Consider the following 26,826-nt stretch of genomic DNA (forward strand, 5'->3'; position numbering starts at 1 on the left):
TCTATAACCAATCTTTACCCTACATCAACTCCAAAACACTTGAGGTTGTATGGTTAAGCCTCTCGGGCAATTAGTATGGGTTAGCTCAATGTATCACTACACTTACACACCCCACCTATCTACGTCGTAGTCTCCAACAACCCTTACAGTCTTATAGACTGGGAGAACTCATCTCTTGGCAAGTTTCGTGCTTATATGCTTTCAGCACTTATCTCTTCCGCATTTAGCTACCCAGCAATGCCTCTGGCGAGACAACTGGAACACCAGTGATGCGTCCACTCCGGTCCTCTCGTACTAGGAGCAGCCCCAATCAATTCTCCAACGCCCACGGCAGATAGGGACCGAACTGTCTCACGACGTTCTAAACCCAGCTCGCGTACCACTTTAAATGGCGAACAGCCATACCCTTGGGACCTACTTCAGCCCCAGGATGTGATGAGCCGACATCGAGGTGCCAAACACCGCCGTCGATATGAACTCTTGGGCGGTATCAGCCTGTTATCCCCGGAGTACCTTTTATCCGTTGAGCGATGGCCCTTCCATTCAGAACCACCGGATCACTATGACCTGCTTTCGCACCTGCTCGACTTGTCTGTCTCGCAGTTAAGCTTGCTTCTACCATTGCACTAACCTGACGATGTCCGACCGTCATTAGCAAACCTTCGTGCTCCTCCGTTACTCTTTGGGAGGAGACCGCCCCAGTCAAACTACCCACCAGACACTGTCCGAGACCACGTTTCGTAATCTTCGTTAGAACATCAAACGTTAAAGGGTGGTATTTCAAGGACGCCTCCACAATGACTAGCGTCACTGCTTCAAAGGCTCCCACCTATCCTACACATCAAAATTCAATGTTCAGTGTCAAGCTATAGTAAAGGTTCACGGGGTCTTTCCGTCTAGCCGCGGGTACACCGCATCTTCACGGCGATTTCAATTTCACTGAGTCTCGGGTGGAGACAGCCTGGCCATCATTATGCCATTCGTGCAGGTCGGAACTTACCCGACAAGGAATTTCGCTACCTTAGGACCGTTATAGTTACGGCCGCCGTTTACTGGGGCTTCGATCAGGAGCTTCTCTTTCGATAACACCATCAATTAACCTTCCAGCACCGGGCAGGCATCACACCCTATACGTCCACTTTCGTGTTTGCAGAGTGCTGTGTTTTTAATAAACAGTTGCAGCCAGCTGGTATCTTCGACTTACTTCACCTTCGTCCGCAAGGGACTACAATTACCATAAGCGCACCTTCTCCCGAAGTTACGGTGCTATTTTGCCTAGTTCCTTCACCCGAGTTCTCTCAAGCGCCTGAGTATTCTCTACCTGACCACCTGTGTCGGTTTTCAGTACGGTTTAGATAAACCTGAAGCTTAGTGGCTTTTCCTGGAAGCGTGGTATCAGTTACTTCGTGTCCGTAGACACTCGTCATCAGTTCTCAGTGTTAAGAGAGACCGGATTTGCCTAATCTCTCCACCTACCGCCTTAAACAGACATCCAACAGTCTGCTAACCTAACCTTCTCCGTCCCCACATCGCAGTTTATCCAAGTACGGGAATATTAACCCGTTTCCCATCGACTACGCTTTTCAGCCTCGCCTTAGGGGCCGACTCACCCTGCCCCGATTAACGTTGGACAGGAACCCTTGGTCTTCCGGCGAACGAGTTTTTCACTCGTTTTATCGTTACTTATGTCAGCATTCGCACTTGTGATACGTCCAGCAAACCTCTCGATTCACCTTCATCCGCTTACACAACGCTCCCCTACCCAACAGACTTTCGTCTGATGCCGCAGCTTCGGTGACTAGTTTTAGCCCCGTTACATCTTCCGCGCAGGCCGACTCGACTAGTGAGCTATTACGCTTTCTTTAAATGGTGGCTGCTTCTAAGCCAACATCCTAGCTGTCTAAGCCTTCCCACTTCGTTTCCCACTTAACTAGTACTTTGGGACCTTAGCTGGCGGTCTGGGTTGTTTCCCTCTTCACGACGAACGTTAGCACCCGCCGTGTGTCTCCTATGCATTACTCTTCGGTATTCGCAGTTTGCATCGGGTTGGTAAGCCGGGATGGCCCCCTAGCCGAAACAGTGCTCTACCCCCGAAGGTATTCACATAAGGCTCTACCTAAATAGATTTCGGGGAGAACCAGCTATCTCCCGGTTTGATTGGCCTTTCACCCCCAGCCACAAGTCATCCGCTAATTTTTCAACATTAGTCGGTTCGGTCCTCCAGTTAGTGTTACCCAACCTTCAACCTGCCCATGGCTAGATCACCGGGTTTCGGGTCTATACCTTGCAACTACATCGCCCAGTTAAGACTCGGTTTCCCTACGGCTCCCCTATTCGGTTAACCTTGCTACAAAATATAAGTCGCTGACCCATTATACAAAATGGTACGCAGTCACAGATTGCTCCGCTCCCACTGCTTGTACGTACACGGTTTCAGGTTCTATTTCACTCCCCTCACTGGGGTTCTTTTCGCCTTTCCCTCACGGTACTGGTTCACTATCGGTCAATCAGGAGTATTTAGCCTTGGAGGATGGTCCCCCCATCTTCAAACAGGATATCACGTGTCCCGCCCTACTTATTGTAAGCTTAGTTCCACAAAAAACTATTTAAGTACGGGGCTATCACCCGCTATGGCTCGACTTCCCAGACGATTCCTCTTAATTTATTGCTAAAACTTACTGGCTCTTCCGCGTTCGCTCGCCGCTACTGACAGAATCTCGGTTGATTTCTTTTCCTCGGGGTACTTAGATGTTTCAGTTCTCCCGGTTTGCTTCCTTAGCCTATGTATTCAGCTAAGGATAGTAGATTCTTCATCTACTGGGTTTCCCCATTCGGATATCTTGGATTAAACGCCTCTTATCGACTCATCCAAGCTTTTCGCAGATTAGCACGTCCTTCTTCGCCTCTGATTGCCTAGGCATCCACCGTGTACGCTTAGTCACTTAACCATACAACCTCAAATATTTTGGATTTGTGTTGATATCGGTAAACAACTGGTTATTTGCTTGTGTGCTTTTGTTCACACAAGGCTTTTCTTTACTCAGACTTTTTGGCGTGATGAGAAAACTCTTAATAATATATTAAGTAGATTACTCAACACCGCTTGAAAAAATCTCAATTTTCAGCTTGTTTCTAAATTTTTAAAGAACAGATATAACAATTAAAGTTAATTAATCATCATACTTAAATTCATGTTATTTATCATCTCTTATATAAACGTATATAAGCAACATAACCTTAAGTATGATGAATTGGTGGAGATAAGCGGGATCGAACCGCTGACCTCCTGCGTGCAAGGCAGGCGCTCTCCCAGCTGAGCTATATCCCCATTCCATCTTCCGTTTGTCACTCACTTACGAGTGGTGGGTCTGAGTGGACTTGAACCACCGACCTCACCCTTATCAGGGGTGCGCTCTAACCACCTGAGCTACAGACCCAACGGATGACCTTAATTATTCTCTTATCAGACAATTTGTGTGAGCGCTTATTAACGCAATTCGTCGTTGGTAAGGAGGTGATCCAACCGCAGGTTCCCCTACGGTTACCTTGTTACGACTTCACCCCAGTCATGAATCATACCGTGGTAAACGCCCTCCCGAAGGTTAAGCTATCTACTTCTGGTACAACCCACTCCCATGGTGTGACGGGCGGTGTGTACAAGGCCCGGGAACGTATTCACCGCAACATTCTGATTTGCGATTACTAGCGATTCCGACTTCATGGAGTCGAGTTGCAGACTCCAATCCGAACTTAGACGTACTTTGTGAGATTCGCTCCATGTCGCCATCTTGCTTCCCTCTGTATACGCCATTGTAGCACGTGTGTAGCCCTACTCGTAAGGGCCATGATGACTTGACGTCATCCCCACCTTCCTCCAGTTTATCACTGGCAGTCTCCTTTGAGTTCCCGGCATAACCCGCTGGCAACAAAGGATAAGGGTTGCGCTCGTTGCGGGACTTAACCCAACATTTCACAACACGAGCTGACGACAGCCATGCAGCACCTGTCTCAGAGCTCCCGAAGGCACTCCCGTATCTCTACAGGATTCTCTGGATGTCAAGAGTAGGTAAGGTTCTTCGCGTTGCATCGAATTAAACCACATGCTCCACCGCTTGTGCGGGCCCCCGTCAATTCATTTGAGTTTTAGCCTTGCGGCCGTACTCCCCAGGCGGTCGATTTATCGCGTTAGCTTCGGGGACCAAACTCAAAGCCCAATCCCCAAATCGACATCGTTTACAGCGTGGACTACCAGGGTATCTAATCCTGTTTGCTCCCCACGCTTTCGCACATGAGCGTCAGTATATTCCCAAGGGGCTGCCTTCGCCTTCGGTATTCCTCCACATCTCTACGCATTTCACCGCTACACGTGGAATTCTACCCCTCCCTAAAATACTCTAGCGACCCAGTATGAAATGCTATTCCTAGGTTAAGCCCAGGGCTTTCACATCTCACTTAAGTCACCGCCTGCGTGCCCTTTACGCCCAGTCATTCCGATTAACGCTCGCACCCTCCGTATTACCGCGGCTGCTGGCACGGAGTTAGCCGGTGCTTCTTCTGTAACTAACGTCATACCCAAGTGCTATTAACACCCAAGCTTTCCTCATCACCGAAAGAACTTTACAACCCGAAGGCCTTCTTCATTCACGCGGCATGGCTGCATCAGGGTTCCCCCCATTGTGCAATATTCCCCACTGCTGCCTCCCGTAGGAGTCTGGACCGTGTCTCAGTTCCAGTGTGGCTGGTCATCCTCTCAGACCAGCTAGAGATCGTCGGCTAGGTGAGCCCTTACCTCACCTACTACCTAATCCCACTTGGGCTCATCTCATGGCAGGTGGCCCGAAGGTCCCACCCTTTCATCTCTCGATTATACGCGGTATTAGCTACAGTTTCCCGTAGTTATCCCCCTCCATAAGCCAGATTCCCAAGCATTACTCACCCGTCCGCCACTCGTCAGCATAAGTACAAGTACTTACCCGTTACCGTTCGACTTGCATGTGTTAAGCCTGCCGCCAGCGTTCAATCTGAGCCATGATCAAACTCTTCAATTTAATCTTTTCGCTCAATCAATACTGACTCTATTACTTCTTTATGAATTTTCAAGTTAGCACTCATTAAGTCTTGTCTTTATATACTTATAACTACAAATTAACATCAACAAGTGCCCACACAAATTGTCTGATACATTATTAAAGAACAAAACAACGACGCACTATCAAATCAATCTTATTAATTCACAACAGCGCGTCGTTGTGTGGTGCGTATTATAGGTATTTCTAAAACGCACGCAAGTACTTTTTGCAAAAATATTTGAAAATTACATCAAAAGATGAAAAATAAATCAACCAGATGAAAACGCAATCTATTAATGTTTATTTTTTTATCTTTTATTTATCGCTAGTTTTTTTGTTCAGCTAAAAAACAATCGACTTCTTCTCTCGTCGGAATGGAAGCTTGAGCGCCTATTCGAGTTACCGATAACGCAGCAGCTGCATGAGCAAAAATAATAGATTCCTCTAATGTTTTCCCCTCTAGCAAACCTGTAACAATACCCGCATTAAATGTATCACCAGCCGCTGTTGTATCTACTGCTTTAACCCTAAAACCTTGAACAATTTCTCCTTGTTTATTACTATTTCTATCGCTGACGTAAACACCATTTGAACCTAATGTAATCAATACTTGCCGTATTCCAAATTGGTGAAAATATTGTGCAGCTTGGAAAGCGGTCTGATCATCATAAACTTTTATCCCCGTTAAGATTTCTGTTTCTGTTTCATTGGGCGTGATCATATCAATTTGTGCAAGCAAACTAGACGATAACTTTGTCGCAGGGGCTGGATTTAATACGACTTTGGTATCAACTGATTTTGCAAAATTTATTGCGTATTCAACCGCTTGCTGAGGTATTTCTAATTGAACTAATAAGATTGAAGATTGTTCAATCGCTGATTTCAACTGTTCAATTAACTCCGCTGAAACACAGCTATTTGCTCCAGAAGAAACAACAATGCTATTTTCGCCTTTATCAGAAACTTGAATCATTGCTAATCCTGTATTCTGGTTTGAAAGCGTTGTAATCGCTGAAGTATCTATTCCTTCTTCGGTAAAAGCACGCTTCATTTCTTGCCCAATCAGATCATCACCCACAGCCCCAATAAATTGCACATTTGCTCCTAACCGGGCAGCAGCCACTGCTTGATTTGCTCCTTTCCCGCCATAAGCTCTCTGATAATCATAACCTAACAAAGTTTCTCCCGCATTTGGGAAATAAGGTACTCGCACAATATGATCAACATTAATGCTACCTAATACACAAAGTTTATTCTTCATCTAGTTCATTTAACCTATTCTGAAAAGAGCTTCTTTTAACTTGAAACCAATTCAAAAGAAGCTCTCTCTAATCTATTTTGTAATTACTTTTAATGGTACTGGAATTTTACTTTCTACTTTTTCGCCTTTGAGCACTTTAGCTGCCGTTTCTACCCCTAGTTCACCAATTTTTTCAGGTTGTTGGGCAATTGTTGCCGCTAACTTACCATTTTGCACCGCTTTCACCGCATCATCTGTACCGTCAAACCCAACGACAATAATCTCTTTCCCTGTCGCTTTAATTGCTCTTAATGCACCTAATGCCATTTCATCGTTTTGTGCAAACACAGCTTTAGCTGAGCCGTGACTCGCCAATAAGTTTTCCATTACATTTAAACCTTTTGTACGATCAAAATCAGCTGGTTGGCTAGCTAATACATCGAGTTGATGCGCTGATACTGCTTGTTTAAAACCTTCTCCTCGCTCACGGGCTGCTGATGTACCTGCAATACCTTCTAATTGGATTACTTTTGCTTGCTTACCCACTTTCTCTGCAATGAAATCTCCCGCCATTTTTCCGCCAGATACATTATCTGAAGCAATATGACTGACAACATCGCCTTTATTTGCTCCTCGATCTAGAGTAATAACAGGGATATGCTTTTTATTAGCAATGGCAACTGCATTTCCAACAGCCTCGGAATCTGTTGGATTGATTAGCAATACTTTCGCGCCACGAACTGTAACATCTTCTACATTTGCAAGCTCTTTGGCTGGATCATTCTGGGAATCTAGTACAATTAAGTTATAGCCTAATTCCTGAGCTTTTTTCTCTGCCCCTTCTTTTAGCGTAACAAAAAAAGGGTTATCTAATGTTGAAATAGCAAGTGCAATAGTTTCTTGTGCCATTGCAGAAGTACTGAAAACCAAACCTAAGGTAAGGGCTAAAGAAGTCAATTTTTTCATAGAAATCTCCTGTTTAGAGTTTAAAAACAGTGAGTTAAACAACGCTCACTATAAATATAAGTAAATTGCAAAATTAAGTGAGAATCTAACCGCTTGTTAGGTTTTATTACGCCCGATAAAATTATCTAAAACCACCGCAGTAAGAATGACTAGAGCCTTTGCAACAAGCTGATAATAAGAATCTATATCTAACAAATTAAGTGCATTACTCAAAAAACCAATAATTAAGGCCCCGATCAATGTGCCTATAATTCGTCCCTTTCCACCCATTAAAGATGTACCACCGACAACAACCGCAGCAATTGCATCTAATTCGTAACCTGTTCCTGCTGTTGGCTGAGCAGAGCCTAATCGGGCTGTAACAATCATACCTGCTAACGCTGCTAACATACCGCTTAACGTAAAGACAAACAGTTTTACTTTATTCACATTGATACCAGATAATGCTGTTGCAGCCTCATTTCCACCTAAAGCATAAATATAACGCCCTATACGAGTTTGGGTAAGTAATAACCAAGCACAAGCAAATAAAACGAACATTAACCAAACAGGAAAAGGAATACCGAAACATACACCAGTACCAATTTCCGAGAAAATATCCGAACTATCAGAAACTCCAGTACTAATAGGGCGCCCCCCCATATAAATCATCGTTACACCACGCAATAACAACATTGTGATAAGTGTTGCCATAAATGCCTGAACTTTACCAAAAGCAACTAATATCCCATTAATTAGCCCGATAATTCCACCAAATATTAAGACTGTTGGCATAACGATCCAAAGTGGAAAATCCAAACTAACCAATGTTGCAGCGACGGCTCCTGTCAATGCAAGCACTGATCCAACAGAAAGATCAATACCTGCAATCAAAATAACAAAGGTCATGCCAATCGCAATAATGGCATTAACAGAGGTTTGCCGAAGAATATTAAGCAAATTATCCAAACTAAAAAAATGTGGGTTTAGAAAAGAAACTACTACGATCAATATAAACAGCGCAACTAAGGAACGCTGTTCAATTAAAAATTGTGTTAATTTACGCTGTTCTTTCATCATTTATTCTCTTATCAAATGTATCTTTACCAATCGCTAGGGATAAAATCTTTTCTTGTGTCGCATCTTGACGTGATAACTCACCACTAATTTTTCCTTCTCGCATAACTAAAATACGATCGGACATTCCCAAAATTTCTGGCATATCGCTTGACACCATAATAATGCTTAATCCCTCTGCCTTAAATTGATTGATTAGCTGATAAATTTCTTTTTTCGCACCAACATCAACACCACGAGTAGGTTCATCTAAAATCAATACCTTAGGATGTGTCATCAAACCTTTTGCAATAGCAACTTTTTGCTGATTACCACCAGAAAGCTCCCCAATCAATTTGTCCCGATGCGGTGTTTTGATATTAAACATCAAAATAAAATCATCAACTGCCGTTTTCTCTAATTCAGCATTAACTAGCCCAAATTTTGAAAGGAATTGTAATGCCGTCAGCGACATATTCTCTTTGACTGACATACCTAAAATTAACCCATCATTTTTTCGATCTTCCGAAATATAAACAATGCCGTTATGTAATCCTTCTTGAGCGGTACGATTTTCAATTAATTTACCATTTAGATAAATTCTCCCTGCTGTTTTCGGTAATGCCCCATAAATAAGTTTCATCAGCTCTGTTCGTCCAGCACCCATTAACCCTGATATTCCTAAAATTTCACTACTACGCAATTCAAAAGAAGTTTGATGGATACTACTACCGGATAAATTCTCAACCTGCAAACGAATATTACCTTGTGGCACATTTATATACGGATATTGCTCTTCTAATTTTCGCCCAACCATCATTTCAATCAAACTTTCTTCAGAAAGTTCACTTACTGCTTTCTCACCAATAAATTGCCCATCACGCAATACCGTCACATCATCACAAATTTCAAAAATTTCTTTAATACGATGAGAAATATAAACAACGCCACAGCCCTTTTCCTTCAGCCCTCGAATAACAGCAAATAATGATGAGGTTTCAGTTTCCGTTAAAGCATCTGTCGGTTCGTCCATCACAATCACTTTTGATTTAAAACTCAGCGCCTTTGCAATTTCAATCATTTGCAATTCACCGATCGACAGCTCACTCGCCATTGTTTTACTGGAATAAGGAACGCCAAGCTGTTGTAATAAGCGGTCAGATTCTTCAAACATTTTGCGCCAGTCAATTCCTCCCCATTTATGAGTAAACTCACGCCCGAGAAAAATATTTTCAGCAATAGATAAATTACCTAAAATATTTAGCTCTTGATGAATAATACTCAGCCCAGCCTCCTGAGAGGCTTTTGGGTTAGTAAATTTCACTGGTTGACCTAAATATTCGATCGAACCCGCATCGTACTGATAAATTCCCGTCAGAATTTTCATTAACGTGGATTTACCCGCACCATTTTCACCCATCAATGCCATTACTTTACCTACGTAAACATTCAAACAGGCATTTTTTAAAGCTTGTACTCCCGGAAAAGACTTATCTATCCCGTTAATTTTTAGTAGAGCATTCATCACATCACCTAAAATGGCACACCTGAATACAAAATGACATTAGCATAAGGCGAACATTCGCCTGTTCTTACCACGCCTTTTCCTTGAGCTGAACGCTGTTTAAATTGCTCGTGCGATATATATTCCAAAGTAATCTCTTTATTTTGTTCTATTCTTAGTTGTTCAATTATTGCAATAATTTTTTGTTTAAGTTGGGGATTATTTAACTTAATCTCTTCAGCTAAGATCACTTTTTCCACAAATAACTCAGAAATTACCGCTTGCAATGTGGATAAAAAATCAGGAACACCTTGTGTTAAAGCTAAATCTATACACTTTTGTGAAGTTGGAATAGGTAAACCCGCATCGCATATTGTAATGCTATCCGTATGCCCCATTGTGGCAATTAAATGGGAAAGCGGTGCATTTAAGAGGGTAGTTTTCTTCATTTATATTCCCTTAACGTTAAAATAAATGCTTATCGAAACGTTTCGATAACAGAAGAGTAAGAAAAATCTCATTCAAAAACAATCGGATTTACTTAAAAATGTGAAGTGAGTCAAAAAATACTTTAACTGCGATATTTCATTATATGCCGTACTTATTTAAAACGATTGTCTCACTATAAGCTCTGGGGTAAGTTGAGTAGTCTTAAACGGCTTATTTGGATCATTAATTCGAGCAAGAAGTTGCTCTACAGCATTTTTAGCTAAACGAGCTTTAGGTTGATGAATAGTAGAAAGAGGAGGTGAAAGAAATTGAGCTAATTCAATATTATCATAGCCAATGATTGCAATATCTTGTGGAATTGCTAACTTTGCCTGCCAAATGGCGTGATAGGCACCAATCGCAATACTATCACTCATTGCGAAAATTGCTTGGGGACGGTTCGGCAATGAAAGTAGTTTAGAAGTAGCCTGAACCCCACCTTCATAACAAAAATGGCTTTCCACAATCCAATCTTCACAGATTGGTAAATTTTTTTCTATAAATGCCCGCTTGTATCCCTTTAGCCTATTCACTGACAGAGATTTAGATAATTCACCCGTAATAACCGCAATTTTTGTATAACCAGCGTCAATCAAAGCTTTTGTTGCAAGATAACCACCAAGTTCTGAATTTTCATGAATAATATCTGCATTCACTGGTTGTTGCCACCAGTCAATCACTACCATTGGTAAATGAATATTTGCCATTATTTTCATATCCACACTTTGAGGCTCAGAACACATTAGCAGCAATCCATCGACTTGCTTTGCTAATAAGCGATCAAGATGCTTTTTTAAACTCTGGGAATTATTATCTGTATTAACCACGATAAGATGATAATGATGCCGTTCACAATAACACTCAACCTGGCGAACAACTTCTGAAAAGAAAGGATTATTACTTGCTGTTACTAACATTCCAAATGTATTGGTTTCTTTTATTTTTAGACTGCGAGCAACAAGAGAAGGTTTATAATTAAGCTCTGTAATGATATTTTGTACCCGTTCCGTAATTTCAGGGCTCACAAAACGAGATCGGTTTACAACATGAGAAACTGTCGAGAGCGATACACCAGCAAGCCGAGCAATATCTTTCATTGTTGCCATACCGCTCCTTAATATATTAGTTCCTAAAGATTTTTGACAAAAATTTAGTGGTAAATAACCGCTTGGCTAATTACCTAACTAAATAAAAAACGCTTTAGTTTCAGCTAAAGCGTTATTTTAAATTAACGTCTATTTGCTAATTTTGTTTTTGTGAGTTCATAAACCCGCAGTTTAGCAATTTCTCTTGCTAATTTTGCGGTTAAATCTGCATCATTTGTTTTACTTAGCGTTTCTTCAACTCTGCGCTTAGCCGCTAAAATACGTTGCTCATCAAGTTCTTCTCCTCGAATTGCGGTATCAGCCAACACGGTTACTGTTGTCGGCTGAACTTCAAGGAAACCACCAGATACATAGATAAATTCTTCTTTACCATCAGCAAAAACAAATTTAACCATTCCGGGTTTAATTGCGGTTAATAGAGGGGTATGCCCTGCATATACCCCCAATTCACCATCAATACCTGAAACTCGAATACTAACAACTTGCCCGCAGAAAATTTGACGCTCTGCACTCACAATGACTAATTCAAATTGAGATGCCATTTTGTTCTCCTTTTTACCTAATTCAGCTTAGGGAACAATTACATCTTGTTCGCTCTTTCAATTACTTCGTCAATTGAACCTGCCATATAGAACGCTTGTTCTGGAATATGATCATATTCTCCTGCCAAAATACCTTTAAAGCCACGAATTGTTTCTTTTAATGTCACAAATTTACCTGGTACACCATTAAAGACTTCTGCCACGTGGAATGGTTGTGATAAGAAGCGTTCAATTTTACGAGCACGAGCAACAAGCAATTTATCATCTTCAGAAAGCTCATCCATACCTAAAATCGCAATGATGTCTTTCAACTCCTTATAGCGTTGAAGTGTGCCTTGTACGCCTCGTGCAACATCATAATGTTCTTGACCCACGATGAGAGGATCTAACTGACGAGATGTTGAATCTAATGGGTCAATCGCAGGATAAATACCTAAAGAAGCGATTTGACGACTTAGTACTACCGTTGAATCCAAGTGAGCAAATGTTGTCGCTGGTGATGGGTCTGTTAAGTCATCTGCGGGGACATAAACTGCTTGTACTGAAGTAATAGAACCTTTTTTAGTTGAAGTAATACGCTCTTGTAATACTCCCATTTCTTCTGCTAATGTTGGCTGATAACCTACTGCTGATGGCATACGACCTAATAAAGCAGATACTTCTGTTCCTGCCAAAGTATAACGATAGATATTATCTACAAAGAATAATACATCACGACCTTCATCACGGAATTTTTCAGCCATAGTTAAGCCAGTTAATGCAACACGTAAACGGTTACCTGGCGGTTCATTCATCTGACCATAAACTAATGATACTTTATCAAGAACATTAGAATCTTTCATTTCGTGGTAGAAATCATTACCTTCACGAGTACGTTCACCAACCCCTGCAAATACAGAATATCCTGAATGTTCAATCGCAATATTACGGATTAGCTCCATCATATTTACAGTTTTACCTACGCCCGCACCACCAAATAATCCAACTTTACCTCCTTTTGCAAATGGAGCAATTAAGTCGATAACTTTGATTCCTGTTTCTAACAGTTCACTACTATTTGATTGTTCTTCATAGCTTGGAGCAGGGCGATGAATAGCCCAACGTTCTTCTTCGCCAATAGGGCCTGCTTCATCAATAGGCTCACCCAATACATTCATAATACGTCCAAGCGTTTTTACCCCAACAGGCACTTCAATCGCTTTGTGAGTATTTTCAACTTTTAAACCACGTTTTAAACCATCTGACGTACCAAGAGCAATACAACGTACGATTCCGCCGCCTAATTGCTGTTGAACTTCAAGAGTTAAACCTGTTTCAATTTTTAATGCATCATAAACTTTGGGTACTGCATCTTGTGGAAACTCTACATCGATTACCGCACCGATGACCTGTACAATTTTTCCCGTTGCCATTACCGTTCCTCTATTTTTTTGATTAAATTGCTGCTGCACCTGCAACAATTTCATTTAATTCATTTGTAATACTTGCTTGACGTGCTTTGTTATACACTAATTGCAATTCATCAATCAAATTACCTGCATTATCTGTGGCTGCCTTCATTGCTACCATTCGAGCCGCTTGTTCAGATGCAAGATTCTCTGCAATCGCTTGATATACTTGAGATTCTAGATAACGAACCAATAAACTATCTAACAATACTTTTGGGCTTGGTTCGTAGATATAATCCCACGAGCCTTTAGATGCTAAATGATCGTCATCAAGTGCAGGTAATGGAAGCAATTTTTGCATTGTTGGTTTTTGCGACATTGTATTTATAAACGTATTATATACAACATACACTTCATCAATTTCGCCATTACGGTAATCATTAATCATTCCGTTTACAACACCAACTAAATCTTCCATTACAGGCGTATCACCTAAGCCTGATACTTGTGATCTAATTTCCACCCCAAGTGATTGGAAAAATGAAATTGCTTTACTGCCAACTAATCCAACACGAATATCGACACCTTGATCTTTATTTTTTTTCAATTCATTTAATACTGTTTTAAATAAATTGATGTTTAACCCACCACATAATCCACGATCGGTTGATATGATAAGATAGCCGACCCTTTTTACTGCTCTTGGCGTTAAAAATGGGTGTTTATATTCAATGTTACCTTTGGCAATATGGCTAATTACTCTACGAATAGACTCAGAATATGGGCGAGACATTGACATTCTGTCTTGCGTTTTACGCATTTTCGATGTCGCTACCATTTCCATCGCTTTAGTAATTTTTTGCGTATTACGAATACTCGCAATTTTAGTTCTTATCTCTTTAGCACCTGCCATATTATTTCTCCGCTAAAGTAGATTACCAAGCACTATTTTTTTTGAAGCTATCCAAAATTTCGATCAATTTTGCTTTGATATCATCATTATAGTTGCCTGATTGAGAAAGTTCTTGCATAAAATCTGCATAATTATTTGCTGCATAATCTAAAAGATTTGCTTCAAATGAACCCACACGTTCGACGTCCACATCATCTAAATAGCCAAATTCTGCTGCTGCTAATGATAGCCCTAATTGAGCAACTGACATTGGTGAAAATTGCTTCTGCTTCAATAACTCAGTTACTTTTTGTCCATGAGATAATTGCTTGCGTGTAGCTTCATCAAGATCTGAGGCAAATTGAGCAAATGCTGCTAATTCACGATATTGAGCCAATGCAGTACGAATACCACCCGCTAATTTTTTAACTAACTTAGTTTGTGCAGAACCACCTACTCGAGACACCGAAATACCTGGGTTTACCGCTGGTCGAATGCCTGAGTTAAATAGATTTGATTCTAAGAAAATCTGACCATCTGTAATTGAAATTACGTTTGTTGGAACAAATGCTGAAACATCGCCTGCCTGCGTTTCAATAATAGGTAATGCAGTCAGTGATCCTGTTTTTCCTTTTACTTCGCCATTTGTAAAACGTTCTACATAGGCTTCATTAACTCTAGATGCACGTTCAAGTAAACGAGAATGTAGATAGAATACATCACCTGGGTAAGCTTCCCGACCTGGTGGACGACGTAAAAGAAGTGAAACTTGGCGATAAGCGACCGCTTGTTTTGATAAATCATCGTAAACAATTAACGCATCTTCACCACGATCACGGAAATATTCACCCATCGCACAACCTGAGTAAGGTGCAAGATACTGTAATGCTGCTGATTCAGAAGCAGATGCAACAACAACAATTGTATTTTTTAATGCTCCGTGTTCTTCTAACTTACGAACAACATTAGAAATAGTTGATGCTTTTTGTCCGATAGCTACATAGATACATTTAATACCGGAATCACGCTGATTGATAATTGCATCAATCGCTAATGCGGTTTTACCTGTTTGGCGGTCTCCGATAATTAACTCACGCTGACCACGACCAATTGGTACCATTGAATCGACTGCTTTATAGCCTGTTTGAACAGGTTGATCAACGGATTTACGGTCAATAACACCAGGGGCAATTACTTCAATTGGCGAGAAACCATCATTTTCAATCTCTCCTTTACCATCAATTGGTTGTCCCAAAGTATTTACAACACGGCCTAATAAACCACGTCCAACTGGTACTTCTAATATACGTCCTGTACATTTTACTTCCATGCCTTCCGCTAAATCAGCGTAAGGTCCCATTACAACAGCACCTACAGAGTCTCGCTCTAAATTAAGTGCAATTGCATAACGATTACCAGGTAATGCGATCATTTCACCTTGCATTACATCAGATAAACCATGGATACGAATTACACCATCACTTACTGAAACAATTGTTCCCGTACTTTGTGCTTCATTAACCACATTGAACTGCGCAATACGTTTTTTTATCAATTCACTAATTTCTGTTGAATTTAGTTGCATTTTATATTCCTCTTACAAGCACAACTCTCGGCTCAAACGGTTTAATTGCCCTTTGCTACTACCATCAATAACTGTATCATCATAACGAATAACAGCACCTGCTAATAATGTTGGATCAACATTAGTAATAACACGAACTTCACTGTGTAATTTAGCTTTCATAGCTTCTGCAATTTTTAATTCTTGTGCATTAGTTAGCGGAGCAGCAGAAGTTACAAAAATCTCCTTTATTGCTTCATAACTAGTGCGTAAATCAATAAATGCCTGATAAATTACAGGTAACGCCATTAAACGTTTATTTTCAGCCATTACACGAATGAAATTTTGCCCATATTGATCAAGTTGTTCTGCACAAATAGCAATAAAAGTATCTGCAATTTTTGGGGTTGCAAATGATGAGTTAATTAAACTCCGAACTTCATCATTTTGAGCCACTAACGCAGAGAAAGATAACATCTCTTGCCATTTATCTAATTGACCTTGTTCTAAAGCAAAATCAAACGCCGCTTTAGCATAGGGGCGAGCTATTGTAGTTAGTTCTGACATAGGCCCCTCTTAATTATAATTCTGCCACTAATTTATCAATAATGTCATTGTTCGCTGCGGCATCAATAGAACGACCCACAATTTTTTCTGCACCAGCAATGGCTAATGTAGCCACTTTCTGACGCAATTCTTCTTGAACACGTTTACGCTCACTTTCAATTTCAGCATAGCCTTGTTCAATAATTTTCGTTTTTTCTACCTCAGCATCTGCCTGAACAGACTCTAAAATTTCATTACGACGTTTCGTTGCTAAATCAATGATCTGTTGTGCTTCTTCACGAGCTTTAGCTAATTCTTGCTCCACTAAAATTTTCGTGTCAGCCTGTTCTTGTCTTGCTTTCTCGGCATTTGCTAATGCATTAGCGATATTTGCTTGACGAGTTTCGATCGCTTTAATTAGCGGTGGCCAAACATACTTCATACAAAACCACACAAAAAGTGCGAATGCGATTAGTTGGCCAATTAGTGTTGCATTTAAGTTCACAACGCCCTCCTCAAAAGTCAGCTAAGTTACCTAAAAATAACTAGGGTTAAACAAATCCGACTTATTTCAATAAATCAAGGAACGGGTTTGCGAAGATAAAAAGTAAAGATAAACCTACTGCAATCATTGCAATCGCATCAAGAAGACCTGCAACAATAAACATTTTAGTTTGTAAGCTATTCGCTAACTCTGGTTGGCGAGCTGAAGACTCTAGGTATTTGCCACCTAAAAGTCCGAAACCAATTGCAGTACCAAGTGCGGCAAAAGCAAGTAGAATTGATGCGCCAATAATTGTTGCTGAAATTACTGATTCCATAATGTTCTCCATAAAATGTGAAGGAAAAAAGCCAAATGGCTAGGGTTAATAAAAAGTTAAATTATATGTTCGGACTTCATAATCAGTTATTTATTGCAAAATTAATCAAATAAATAACCGCTTACACACCCGATTAATGCTCTGCTTTATTATAAGCAATACTTAAATACACAATAGTTAGCATCATAAAAATAAATGCTTGCAACGTTATCACCAAAATATGGAATATTGCCCAAATTAAATGGAGCGGTAAACCTAATGCCTGTAATAAGAAGTTATCAGCCATATACATTACAGCAATTAAGATAAAGATTAACTCACCCGCATACATATTCCCAAATAAACGGAACGCTAACGAAATAGGTTTTGCAATTAAAGTTACCATTTCTAGCAAAAAGTTTACTGGAATAAACGCCCAATGATTAAATGGATGTAGGGTATATTCTTTGATAAATCCCGTAACACCTTTAGATTTAATCGTGTAGAACAGAATTAATGCAAAAACACATATAGCCATACCTAAGGTTGCATTAATATCTGCTGTAGGTACTGCTCGTAAATTATGTATACCAAATAATTCTGCGACCTGCGGGGGAAAATCTACGGGAATTAAGTCAATTGTATTCATTAAGAATACCCAACAAAAAACCGTTAATGCTAATGGGGCAATAACTTGACGAGGACCATTAAAGTTATCTTTCACCATACCATCAACCCATTCAATTAGGATTTCAACTAAGCATTGAAGTTTGCTTGGTACACCTGTGGTAGCTTTTTTTGCAACTCGGTAGAATAAAAATAGGAAAATTCCCCCAGCAAGTACAGAAAATAATAGGGTATCGATATGTACATTCCAAAATCCATCACCTGTTTTTAAGAATGTTAAATGGTGACCTATATAGTCAGCCGTTGTTTGACCAGCCATAATTTATCCCTTTAAATTAAAAATAATTAAAAAATTATTGAGTCTGCCTATTCAGAAAAATAGGAAAAATCCCATTACAAAACAAGCCTAAAAAATAGCCTGCAAAAAAAATCATCATATTTAATGATATTGCTGTCTTTAATACAAAAACCATTAATACAATCGTTATCAACCATTTAAGCCCTTCTCCACGGTATAAAGCGGTAACTTTTTGGGTATTTTTACGAAAAAGAACGTAATAAATAAAAATAATTTGTGGAAAAAACGCAATAAGAGAACCTAAAAAGAAAGAATATGCTTGATGAAAAGAGCTACATAATGCGATCACTAATGTTAAACTCAAGCAAATAACGAATTCTACTATCATCGCTTTACAATAAAAGCTTTTTGCTCGCCTTAACACTGCTGACATATTTTAACTTTCTCGTGGTTTCCGTTAAATTTCCCGTTAAATTTTAGTTAAACGTTTGCTAAAATTCCTTAAAATACACGATTTGTATATAAATCCTAAGAATTATACGTTACTCGCACTTTAATTCCAACCTATAAAATAAAGAAAGAACGTTAACTCATTCACATTTTTATGATTTTTTTCCTATTTTTTCAACTTATGGTATTTTTTGCTAAAAATGTGATTTAACCTAACAGGTAATCAAGCGGCTGTTTTAGTATAAATTTTACAATGTTTAAAAGAAAAATTGGCTATTTCTGCAAAACAATTAAATGACGTTCGCCTACTAACTCAGGAACTTCCAATCTAACAACCTCTACTGACTGAATAGGCTGGGTAATTTCCTCTAATTCATCCATATGATATTGACCTTTCAATGCATAGAATCGACCATTTGAATTCGGTAAATGGTTACACCAATTCACCATATCTTTTAAAGAAGCAAAGGCTCGGCTTAATACACCATCAAATTGATATTCGTTAAAATTTTCAACTCTGCTCAATACGGGTTCAACATTCTTTAACCCCAACTGGTGAATTGCATTTTTAATAAAGGTAATCCGCTTACCTAAGCTATCAAGTAATACAAACTTTTTATCTGGATTTGCAATAGCAAGGGGAATACCTGGTAACCCAGGTCCAGTACCTACATCAATAAATATTTCGCCTTGTAAGTAAGGATTTACCACAAGGCTATCCATAATATGCTTAACTAACATTTCATTTGGATCACGGACAGATGTTAAATTGTAGGCTTTATTCCATTTATTGAGCAACTCCACAAAATTAACAAGCTGTTGTTTTTGTAATGCAGAAAACTCTAAATTAGTTTGACTCAGCAAGCGGTCTAATTTTTCTAACATTTTACAATTCGCCTCGTTTTAACATTCCCTGTTTTTTCAAATTTACTAATAAAATTGAAATTGCCGCTGGCGTAATTCCAGAAATTCGAGAAGCTTGTCCAATTGAAACAGGACGATGTTGCAATAATTTAGCCCTAACTTCATTAGATAAACTTTCAACTTTATCATAGTCAAATTCATCAGGAATTAGCGTATTTTCATGACGTTTATGCCGTTCAATCTCTTGATATTGATGATCAATATAACCTTGATATTTGATCGCAATTTCAACTTGTTCTGAAGCTTGCTTATCATCAATTGCTGGAGCAAAAAGTTCAACAGCTGTCAATTTGTCATAAGTAACTTCTGGTCGGCGAATAAGATCTTCGCCATTCGCTTCTCTTGTCAAAGGACTGCTTAATAAAGCATTAATTTCAGCTAAATGAGGACTTTGTAAATGAATCCAAATCTGTTTTAAACGCTCACGCTCTTTCTCAATATTTTCCATTTTCTGATTAAAACGAACCCAGCGTTCTTCACTGATTAAACCTAATTTATGAGCTGTAGGCGTTAAACGAATATCCGCATTATCTTCCCTTAGTAATAACCGATATTCTGCACGGGAAGTAAAGACACGGTAGGGTTCTTTTGTACCCAGCGTACAGAGATCATCAACTAATACTCCCGTATAAGCCTGATCCCGAGTCGGAAACCACGGTTCTTTGTTTTGTACTTGTAAACCTGCGTTAATACCCGCTAATAACCCTTGAGCTGCAGCTTCCTCATAACCCGTTGTACCATTAATTTGCCCAGCAAAATAAAGTCCACTAATTGCTTTTGTTTCAAGTGTTGGTTTTAAATCTCTCGGATCAAAATAATCATATTCAATCGCATAGCCTGGTTTAATAATACGACAATTTTCTAAACCTTTCATTGAATGAACAATCCCCATTTGAACATCAAAAGGTAAACTAGTTGAAATTCCATTTGGGTATATTTCATTACTGGTTAAACCTTCTGGCTCTAAGTAAATTTGATGGCTATTACGATCACTAAAACGCATTACTTTATCTTCGATAGAAGGACAATAACGTGGTCCCACTCCTTCAATAATTCCCGTATACATTGGGCTACGATCTAAACTATTTCGAATAAGATCATGTGTTTTCTCGTTTGTATGGGTGATGTAGCAAGGTATTTGACGAGGATGCAAATCTACCGATCCCATAAATGAAAATACTGGCAATATTTCATCACCATGTTGTTCTGCTAATTGTGAAAAATCTATTGTTCTAGCATCTAAACGAGGTGGTGTTCCTGTTTTTAAACGATCAACTCGTAAATTAAGATCTCTTAATCTCTCTGCAAGCAACACTGATGCCGGATCTCCCGCTCGACCACCTGTATAATGATCTAATCCAATATGGATCTTGCCCGCTAAGAATGTTCCTGCAGTTAGTACTACAGAATGAGCCCTAAAAATAAGCCCCATTTTTGTTACAACACCAGTTACTTTTCCACTTTCAATTAAAATATCTATGACTTCTTGTTGAAATAAATCTAAATTTTCTTGATTTTCTAATGCTACTCGTACAGCTTGACGGTAAAGAACACGGTCAGCTTGTGCACGTGTTGCACGAACTGCAGGTCCTTTACTACTGTTTAGCGTTCTAAATTGAATTCCTGCTTGATCGGTAGCTAATGCCATTAAGCCTCCCATCGCATCGATTTCTTTAACTAAATGACCTTTTCCAATACCACCAATTGCAGGATTACAAGACATTTGTCCTAAAGTATCAATATTATGGGTTAAAAGTAGAGTTTTTAATCCCATTCGTGCTGGAGCTAAAGCAGCTTCCGTTCCTGCATGCCCGCCACCTACAACAATCACATCATAGTTTTCTGAATAAATCATTTTATTGCCTAAAATATTACAAAGATAAGTTAAGTGGATCTATTCTACCTGAAAAAGTAAAGCATGAACAAAGCATTTTCAGATCTTTGAGCAGGATCTAATGATCTAAAAAGGCTCTCTTAATATTAATAAGATCTTTATATAGAGATCTATTATTATGATGATTATTATATAGTAATAGTTTTGTGGATAATATTTAATATGTATTAAAAATCAATAGGTTATCATAATTAAAACTTGAATATAAAGAGAGATGATTAACGATCTAAACTATGGATAACTATCACAGTTATCCACAAAGGAATAAAACTATAAAAAGATACATACTAAGATCCCAAGTTGATCACATTTATAATGCAAAGTTATCCACAAGGGTGAAACTCATAAAAAATGGAGCTAATATAAAATATTAACTCCATTCATAAATGGAATATAAATGCTTACCGCTGTTTCCAATAATCAATAAGTGTTTGATAATTAAACGAAACTTGTTCAATTAATTGTTCATCGTTAATTTTATTTGCAAGCCATTGTTCAGAAGGATTACCAAAAATAGATCTCCCTACTGCGAATCCTTTTATTTTACGATAAGGTTTAGCATTACTGAAAATAGTTTTAAATTGGTCTAATGGTGCATCTAGTCCTAAGATTAATATGCCATGACAATGAGGATCGTATTGTTCAATACAAACGGTAAGATCTTGCCAGATTTTTGAAGATACAGCAGGAAGTTTCCACCAATCAGGCTTAATACCTAATTTATAAAGATGTTCAACTATCTCAGTATAATAATTTTCATTATGTTCCATTTTAGGAGGTAAAATGACTTCTAATAATAACTCATGGCCAGTTCTACAGCATGCTTGATAGATCTCAGTCAATTTTCTATCTTGCCGAACTTTTAGTTCTTGTTGATCTTGTGGATGGTAGAATACCAAACATTTTATGATGTGATTCTGGGGAAAGTTAATTAATTGACTCCCTAGATCACCATATTCTAGCTCTAATGGTCGAGAAGATGGCTCTTCTATAGGACGAGCAATCCAGTAATTTTTACCTGTAATAGCATTGAGAGTATCCTGTCCAAAAGTAGTATCTGCAAGTAAGCCTGCATTTCCATTGATTAAATTTGTATTTTCAGCAGTTCGTTCTAATGCTTGTAATAATAATCGTTTCAATGTATGAATACGATTAATATCTGCCCCTACTTTATTTGCAATATCAATAAGTTGTTTACGGTGATCGAAGGCAAAGATACAGAGGTTATCCCACTGTTTTTTGCGTGTCGTAGTTCTGTGTAAATGGTTTAGATTTTCATCTATATCTGGGCGTAAAATAGTATTAGCTCGTGTTAGGTAGTCATCTAATTCTTTTTTTGTTGGCATAGCAGGTGCACAGCCATGGCGAGAAACGACTAATGCTCCACAAGCATTTGCGTAACGACAAGATTGTTCCCAGCCTTCATTATTTAGGTAGCCTCTCATTAAACCAGACATAAAAGCATCACCTGCTCCTAGTACGTTTAGCACTTCAACCTTTACACCATAGATGTTTAACCCACCATTAAGATCATCTGGTAATACTCCTTCAAATACAGAGCAACCTAATGCGCCTCGCTTACAAACTAACACTGCATTTGTAAAACGTCTAACAGTCTTTAATGCCTCAAGAGTATTTGTTGATCCTCCTGCAATATGAAATTCTTCTTCTGTACCAACAATAACATCAAAATGATGTAAAACGTTTTGTAGTGATGAAGTAACTTCCGCAGAATCAATATAACGAGTTTCTCCGTCTCCTAGAGAGGTTAGTCCCCAAAGAACAGGGCGATAGTCAATATCTAAAGCACATTTTACATCATTGTTTTTAGCATATTTCAGAGCAGTTAAAACTGCTTCACGAGTTTTAGGATGTGAAAGATGTGTACCAGTAATAGCTAGTGCTCGGCTAGAAGCAATATAGTTTTCGCTAAAGTCTTCTTTTGTTATCGCCATATCTGCACAATTTTCACGGTAAAAGATAAGTGGAAAGGTTTCTTTATCTTTAATTCCAAGGATGACTAACCCAGTTAAGCGATCTTTATCTGTGATCAAGTGACTAGTATCCACGCCAACGCTTTGTAGTTCTTCTCGTAAGAAACGTCCCATATGTTCATCACCGACACGGGCAAGCATTGAAGATCGTAGACCTTGAATAGCTGTACCATATGCAACATTACCTGATGAACCTCCTAGGTATTTAGCAAAACTAGTCATTTCTTCTAAGCGTGAACCAATTTGTTGACCATATAAATCAACAGCAATGCGTCCTAAACAAATTAAATCTAAGGGACGTTCTTGATGAGCGACCATAACCATATCAACTCCTTTATAATATATTGATATAAAAAATATTTTCTATAATATATCAAAATGAAATTTTTAATTCAAACTTAAACAGGTAGATATATTATTTTTGTGATCAGATTCAAACTTCAGATAGCTAGATAGAATAAAATATAAAAATGAGAATGTGATCACATTTTGATTAGGAATCATTTGGTATGATAAATGAAATTATTTTTTCATTTTTTAAGTAATAAAATATTTAATACGTTACTTTTAATAAAGGAACATCGTATGCAAACAATACAATTAACAGTTGCTCAAGCACTAGTTAAATTTTTAGATAATCAATATATTAATGTTGATGGGAAAGAAATTAAATTTATAAAAGGTATTGCTGCCATTTTTGGCCATGGAAATGTATTAGGAATTGGTCAGGCATTAGAACAGGATATGGGGGATTTAACCTTATATCAAGGCCGTAATGAACAGGGAATGGCTCATTTAGCTATTGGTTTTGCAAAGCAGAATAAGCGACAACAAATTATTGCTTGTACTTCATCGGTAGGGCCTGGTGCTGCAAATATGGTAACTGCAGCTGCAACAGCAACGGCGAATAGAATACCATTACTACTACTACCTGGCGATGTTTTTGCAAGCCGTCAGCCAGATCCTGTTTTACAGCAAATAGAACAATCCTATGATTTGAGTATTAGCACTAATGATGCTTTTCGTCCAGTGTGTAAATATTGGGATCGTATTCAACGACCAGAGCAGTTAATGTCAGCGTGTATAAATGCAATGCGAGTTCTAACAGATCCTGCTGAAACAGGTGCTGTAGTTTTAGCCTTACCGCAAGATGTTCAAACAGAGAGTTTTGATTTTCCAGTCAGCTTCTTTCAAAAAAGAGTCCATCGTTTAGAGAGAATGTTACCAACTCAGCAAATGGTTGATGATGCGGTAAAATTGATTTTATCTAAGAAAAAGCCACTCATTATATGTGGTGGAGGTGTTCGTTATTCACAGGCTGGTAAATTATTACAATCTTTTGCTGAAAAATTTGGTATTCCCATTGCGGAAACTCAAGCTGGGAAAAGTGCAATTATTTCAAATCATCCTTTAAATGTAGGTGGAATTGGTGAAACAGGTTGTTTAGCTGCAAATATGCTTGCAAAAGAAGCTGATTTAGTCATTGGTGTTGGAACACGTTATACAGATTTTACCACGTCATCTAAATGGCTATTTCAATCGCCAGATGTCGATTTTTTGAATATCAATATTGCTCGTTTTGATGCGTATAAATTAGATGGTATTCAGGTAGTTGCAGATGCTAAACAAACATTAGAAATATTGATGAATGTTATACCTATTGCTTACCAAACTCAATGGGAAGATTCGGTTTATACAGCTAAGAGAATGTTAGATGAAGAGCTATTACGCTTACATGAAATAAAATTTGATAATGAATTTGTACCAGAAATTAAAGATAGCCTTGATTATAAAAAAGTACATCGAGAATTTATTGAATTAACGAAGTCGTGTTTAACACAGACTCAAGTGCTTGGAATTATAAATAATGCTATTGAAGATGATGCCATTATTGTGGCGGCAGCTGGGAGTTTACCAGGTGATTTACAACGAACGTGGTGTTGCAAAGCGGAAGATAGCTATCATTTAGAGTATGGTTATTCTTGTATGGGATATGAAGTAAGTGCAGCGGTTGGAGTAAAAATAGCTCAACCAGAACGTGAAGTTTATGCTCTGGTTGGTGATGGATCTTATTTAATGGCCCACTCTGAGTTAGTTACTTCTATTCAGGAAGGTAAAAAAATCAATGTAGTTTTGTTTGATAATATGGCGAATGGCTGTATCAATAATTTACAACTCGGTAATGGAATGGATAGTTTTGGTACTGAATTTCGTTTCCGTGATTTAGTATCTAACCAGTTAAATGGACAACTCATTCCTATTGATTTTGCAATGAATGCGGCTTCTTATGGCTGTAAAACTTATAAAGTGACTAATGAAAAAGAATTATTAGATGCGCTAGCTGATGCAAAACGGCAGTCAGTATCTACCTTAATTGATATTAAAGTATTACCAAAAACGATGGCTCATGGCTACGAATGTTGGTGGCATGTTGGTATTGCTGAAGTATCAAATAAAGAGAGTATTCAACAAGCATCTCAGCGTTCGAAACAGAATTTAGCGTTAGCTAGAAAATATTAATAACAAGCGGTGTGATATGTAAATAATTTGCATATTTCCTTGATTGTTGGCACAAATTACTTTTCTATGGGAGTTTTATAATGAGAGCGGAAAATATTCAACTTGGTATAGCGCCGATTGGTTGGACGAACGATGATTTACCAGAGCTAGGTGCAGAAAATACATTTGAGCAATGTATTAGTGAAATGGCTTTAGCAGGTTACACAGGTTGTGAAGTAGGAAATAAATATCCACGTGATATTTCTGAGCTAAAACATAAGCTAGATATTAGAGGTATTCAAATTTGTAATGCTTGGTTTAGTACGTTTTTTGTAGAGGGTAAGAAAGAAGAAACAATTGCTGCATTCATTAAACACCGTGATTTTCTAAATGCGATGGGTGCAAAAGTCATAGGTTGTTCTGAACAAAGCCAGAGTATCCAAGGAACGCCTAAATCCGTATTTAATGATAAACCGGTATTTAGTGATGAAGATTGGAAGCGGCTTGCTGAAGGTTACAATGAACTAGCAAAATTAGCTGCAGAAAAAGGAATGAAAGTATGTTTACATCATCATATGGGAACAGGTATCCAAACACCTTCCGAAATAGATCGCTATATGGCAGAAGTCAATGATGATGTCTATCTTTTATTCGATTCTGGACATATTTATTATTCTGAAGGAAGTCAGCAAGCAATGCTTGATGTTCTCAATAAATATATTGATCGTATTATTCATGTTCATCTAAAAGATGTGAGAGATGAAATTGTTGCTGAAGTTAAAGAAAATAATTTGAGTTTTTTAGAAGGCGTTAAAAAAGGAACGTTTACTGTCCCAGGTGATGGTGTGATCGATTTTAAACCTATTTTTGATATTTTAGAAAAAAATAATTATAAAGGTTGGATGGTTGTAGAAGCAGAGCAAGATCCTGCGGTTGCTAATCCATTTGAATATGCATTAAAAGGTCGTCAATATATTCGTGAAATTGCAGGAGTTTAGT

Annotated in this window: 20 protein-coding genes, 2 tRNA genes and 2 rRNA genes; 2 read left to right on the top strand and 22 right to left on the bottom strand. The window is 38.5% G+C overall.

Annotated elements, in window-relative coordinates:
• Positions 1-49: 49 nt before the first annotated feature.
• From A6B43_RS04165 to A6B43_RS04270, 22 genes are all read right to left on the bottom strand, one after another.
• Positions 50-2,948: ribosomal RNA gene (locus A6B43_RS04165) — 23S ribosomal RNA — on the bottom strand.
• A gap of 304 nt (positions 2,949-3,252) precedes the next feature.
• Positions 3,253-3,328: transfer RNA gene (locus tag A6B43_RS04170), tRNA-Ala, on the bottom strand.
• 32 nt (positions 3,329-3,360) lie between these two features.
• Positions 3,361-3,437 (bottom strand) — tRNA-Ile (locus A6B43_RS04175).
• 70 nt (positions 3,438-3,507) lie between these two features.
• Positions 3,508-5,048, bottom strand: a 16S ribosomal RNA gene (locus tag A6B43_RS04180).
• Together the 16S and 23S rRNA genes with 2 tRNA genes alongside form the textbook arrangement of a ribosomal RNA operon.
• Before the next feature lie 346 nt (positions 5,049-5,394).
• Entirely contained in the window at positions 5,395-6,330 is a 936-nt protein-coding gene (gene rbsK, locus A6B43_RS04185; protein ID WP_124211277.1) for a ribokinase, read from the bottom strand.
• 72 nt (positions 6,331-6,402) lie between these two features.
• Complete coding sequence (rbsB, locus tag A6B43_RS04190; RefSeq protein WP_124211278.1) at positions 6,403-7,275, bottom strand: ribose ABC transporter substrate-binding protein RbsB; 873 nt, start codon at positions 7,273-7,275, stop codon at positions 6,403-6,405.
• Between the two features lie 96 nt (positions 7,276-7,371).
• Entirely contained in the window at positions 7,372-8,334 is a 963-nt protein-coding gene (gene rbsC / locus A6B43_RS04195; protein WP_418902974.1) for a ribose ABC transporter permease, read from the bottom strand.
• Positions 8,315-9,835, bottom strand: coding sequence for a ribose ABC transporter ATP-binding protein RbsA (gene rbsA / locus A6B43_RS04200; RefSeq protein WP_124211279.1), 1,521 nt, complete (start codon positions 9,833-9,835; stop codon positions 8,315-8,317). Before rbsA ends, rbsC begins: the two co-directional genes overlap by 20 nt.
• A gap of 8 nt (positions 9,836-9,843) precedes the next feature.
• The gene (gene rbsD, locus A6B43_RS04205; RefSeq protein WP_124211280.1) at positions 9,844-10,263 is read right to left on the bottom strand and encodes a D-ribose pyranase; all 420 of its coding nucleotides are present in this window, start codon (positions 10,261-10,263) and stop codon (positions 9,844-9,846) included.
• Between the two features lie 156 nt (positions 10,264-10,419).
• Complete coding sequence (locus A6B43_RS04210) at positions 10,420-11,409, bottom strand: substrate-binding domain-containing protein (protein ID WP_124211281.1); 990 nt, start codon at positions 11,407-11,409, stop codon at positions 10,420-10,422.
• 122 nt (positions 11,410-11,531) lie between these two features.
• Complete coding sequence (locus tag A6B43_RS04215; RefSeq protein ID WP_124211282.1) at positions 11,532-11,951, bottom strand: F0F1 ATP synthase subunit epsilon; 420 nt, start codon at positions 11,949-11,951, stop codon at positions 11,532-11,534.
• 38 nt (positions 11,952-11,989) lie between these two features.
• On the bottom strand, positions 11,990-13,363 hold the full coding sequence (gene atpD, locus A6B43_RS04220) for a F0F1 ATP synthase subunit beta (protein WP_124211283.1): 1,374 nt from the start codon (positions 13,361-13,363) through the stop codon (positions 11,990-11,992).
• A 22-nt stretch (positions 13,364-13,385) separates the two neighbouring features.
• Positions 13,386-14,252 carry a F0F1 ATP synthase subunit gamma gene (gene atpG / locus A6B43_RS04225; RefSeq protein WP_124211284.1) on the bottom strand — a complete coding sequence of 289 codons (867 nt, stop codon included), beginning with the start codon at positions 14,250-14,252 and terminating at the stop codon, positions 13,386-13,388.
• A gap of 22 nt (positions 14,253-14,274) precedes the next feature.
• Positions 14,275-15,816 carry a F0F1 ATP synthase subunit alpha gene (gene atpA, locus A6B43_RS04230; protein ID WP_124211285.1) on the bottom strand — a complete coding sequence of 514 codons (1,542 nt, stop codon included), beginning with the start codon at positions 15,814-15,816 and terminating at the stop codon, positions 14,275-14,277.
• A gap of 12 nt (positions 15,817-15,828) precedes the next feature.
• Positions 15,829-16,362 carry a F0F1 ATP synthase subunit delta gene (atpH, locus tag A6B43_RS04235; protein WP_124211286.1) on the bottom strand — a complete coding sequence of 178 codons (534 nt, stop codon included), beginning with the start codon at positions 16,360-16,362 and terminating at the stop codon, positions 15,829-15,831.
• 13 nt (positions 16,363-16,375) lie between these two features.
• A complete protein-coding gene (atpF, locus tag A6B43_RS04240) occupies positions 16,376-16,846 on the bottom strand; it encodes a F0F1 ATP synthase subunit B (protein ID WP_124211287.1) in 471 nt (156 codons plus the stop codon).
• Between the two features lie 61 nt (positions 16,847-16,907).
• The gene (gene atpE, locus A6B43_RS04245) at positions 16,908-17,162 is read right to left on the bottom strand and encodes a F0F1 ATP synthase subunit C (protein WP_124211288.1); all 255 of its coding nucleotides are present in this window, start codon (positions 17,160-17,162) and stop codon (positions 16,908-16,910) included.
• Between the two features lie 133 nt (positions 17,163-17,295).
• A complete protein-coding gene (atpB, locus tag A6B43_RS04250; protein WP_124211289.1) occupies positions 17,296-18,087 on the bottom strand; it encodes a F0F1 ATP synthase subunit A in 792 nt (263 codons plus the stop codon).
• 34 nt (positions 18,088-18,121) lie between these two features.
• Positions 18,122-18,454 (bottom strand): ATP synthase subunit I, encoded by a 333-nt coding sequence (locus A6B43_RS04255; RefSeq protein ID WP_170152434.1) that lies wholly within the window; start codon positions 18,452-18,454, stop codon positions 18,122-18,124.
• A 335-nt stretch (positions 18,455-18,789) separates the two neighbouring features.
• Entirely contained in the window at positions 18,790-19,401 is a 612-nt protein-coding gene (gene rsmG, locus A6B43_RS04260) for a 16S rRNA (guanine(527)-N(7))-methyltransferase RsmG (RefSeq protein WP_124211291.1), read from the bottom strand.
• Between the two features lies 1 nt (position 19,402).
• Positions 19,403-21,295 carry a tRNA uridine-5-carboxymethylaminomethyl(34) synthesis enzyme MnmG gene (gene mnmG / locus A6B43_RS04265; protein ID WP_124211292.1) on the bottom strand — a complete coding sequence of 631 codons (1,893 nt, stop codon included), beginning with the start codon at positions 21,293-21,295 and terminating at the stop codon, positions 19,403-19,405.
• A gap of 440 nt (positions 21,296-21,735) precedes the next feature.
• Positions 21,736-23,652, bottom strand: a complete 1,917-nt coding sequence (locus A6B43_RS04270) for a bifunctional 5-dehydro-2-deoxygluconokinase/5-dehydro-2-deoxyphosphogluconate aldolase (RefSeq protein ID WP_124211293.1) — start codon at positions 23,650-23,652, stop codon at positions 21,736-21,738.
• A gap of 261 nt (positions 23,653-23,913) precedes the next feature.
• On the opposite strand from A6B43_RS04270, the gene iolD reads away from it, so the two are divergent.
• A complete protein-coding gene (iolD, locus tag A6B43_RS04275; protein ID WP_124211294.1) occupies positions 23,914-25,848 on the top strand; it encodes a 3D-(3,5/4)-trihydroxycyclohexane-1,2-dione acylhydrolase (decyclizing) in 1,935 nt (644 codons plus the stop codon).
• A gap of 80 nt (positions 25,849-25,928) precedes the next feature.
• The gene (iolE, locus tag A6B43_RS04280) at positions 25,929-26,825 is read left to right on the top strand and encodes a myo-inosose-2 dehydratase (protein ID WP_124211295.1); all 897 of its coding nucleotides are present in this window, start codon (positions 25,929-25,931) and stop codon (positions 26,823-26,825) included.
• Position 26,826 lies beyond the last annotated feature (1 nt).

It is taken from the genome of Vespertiliibacter pulmonis (assembly GCF_013377275.1).
GTDB lineage: Bacteria > Pseudomonadota > Gammaproteobacteria > Enterobacterales > Pasteurellaceae > Vespertiliibacter > Vespertiliibacter pulmonis.

Bases quoted from the DNA above. Each gene is read 5' to 3' on its own strand.
- rbsK (WP_124211277.1), bottom strand. From the start codon at position 6,330: ATGAAGAATAAACTTTGTGTATTAGGTAGCATTAATGTTGATCATATT.
- rbsB (WP_124211278.1), bottom strand. From the start codon at position 7,275: ATGAAAAAATTGACTTCTTTAGCCCTTACCTTAGGTTTGGTTTTCAGT.
- rbsC (WP_418902974.1), bottom strand. From the start codon at position 8,334: ATGATGAAAGAACAGCGTAAATTAACACAATTTTTAATTGAACAGCGT.
- rbsA (WP_124211279.1), bottom strand. From the start codon at position 9,835: ATGAATGCTCTACTAAAAATTAACGGGATAGATAAGTCTTTTCCGGGA.
- rbsD (WP_124211280.1), bottom strand. From the start codon at position 10,263: ATGAAGAAAACTACCCTCTTAAATGCACCGCTTTCCCATTTAATTGCC.
- A6B43_RS04210 (WP_124211281.1), bottom strand. From the start codon at position 11,409: ATGGCAACAATGAAAGATATTGCTCGGCTTGCTGGTGTATCGCTCTCG.
- A6B43_RS04215 (WP_124211282.1), bottom strand. From the start codon at position 11,951: ATGGCATCTCAATTTGAATTAGTCATTGTGAGTGCAGAGCGTCAAATT.
- atpD (WP_124211283.1), bottom strand. From the start codon at position 13,363: ATGGCAACGGGAAAAATTGTACAGGTCATCGGTGCGGTAATCGATGTA.
- atpG (WP_124211284.1), bottom strand. From the start codon at position 14,252: ATGGCAGGTGCTAAAGAGATAAGAACTAAAATTGCGAGTATTCGTAAT.
- atpA (WP_124211285.1), bottom strand. From the start codon at position 15,816: ATGCAACTAAATTCAACAGAAATTAGTGAATTGATAAAAAAACGTATT.
- atpH (WP_124211286.1), bottom strand. From the start codon at position 16,362: ATGTCAGAACTAACTACAATAGCTCGCCCCTATGCTAAAGCGGCGTTT.
- atpE (WP_124211288.1), bottom strand. From the start codon at position 17,162: ATGGAATCAGTAATTTCAGCAACAATTATTGGCGCATCAATTCTACTT.
- atpB (WP_124211289.1), bottom strand. From the start codon at position 18,087: ATGGCTGGTCAAACAACGGCTGACTATATAGGTCACCATTTAACATTC.
- A6B43_RS04255 (WP_170152434.1), bottom strand. From the start codon at position 18,454: ATGATAGTAGAATTCGTTATTTGCTTGAGTTTAACATTAGTGATCGCA.
- rsmG (WP_124211291.1), bottom strand. From the start codon at position 19,401: ATGTTAGAAAAATTAGACCGCTTGCTGAGTCAAACTAATTTAGAGTTT.
- mnmG (WP_124211292.1), bottom strand. From the start codon at position 21,295: ATGATTTATTCAGAAAACTATGATGTGATTGTTGTAGGTGGCGGGCAT.
- A6B43_RS04270 (WP_124211293.1), bottom strand. From the start codon at position 23,652: ATGGTTATGGTCGCTCATCAAGAACGTCCCTTAGATTTAATTTGTTTA.
- iolD (WP_124211294.1), top strand. From the start codon at position 23,914: ATGCAAACAATACAATTAACAGTTGCTCAAGCACTAGTTAAATTTTTA.
- iolE (WP_124211295.1), top strand. From the start codon at position 25,929: ATGAGAGCGGAAAATATTCAACTTGGTATAGCGCCGATTGGTTGGACG.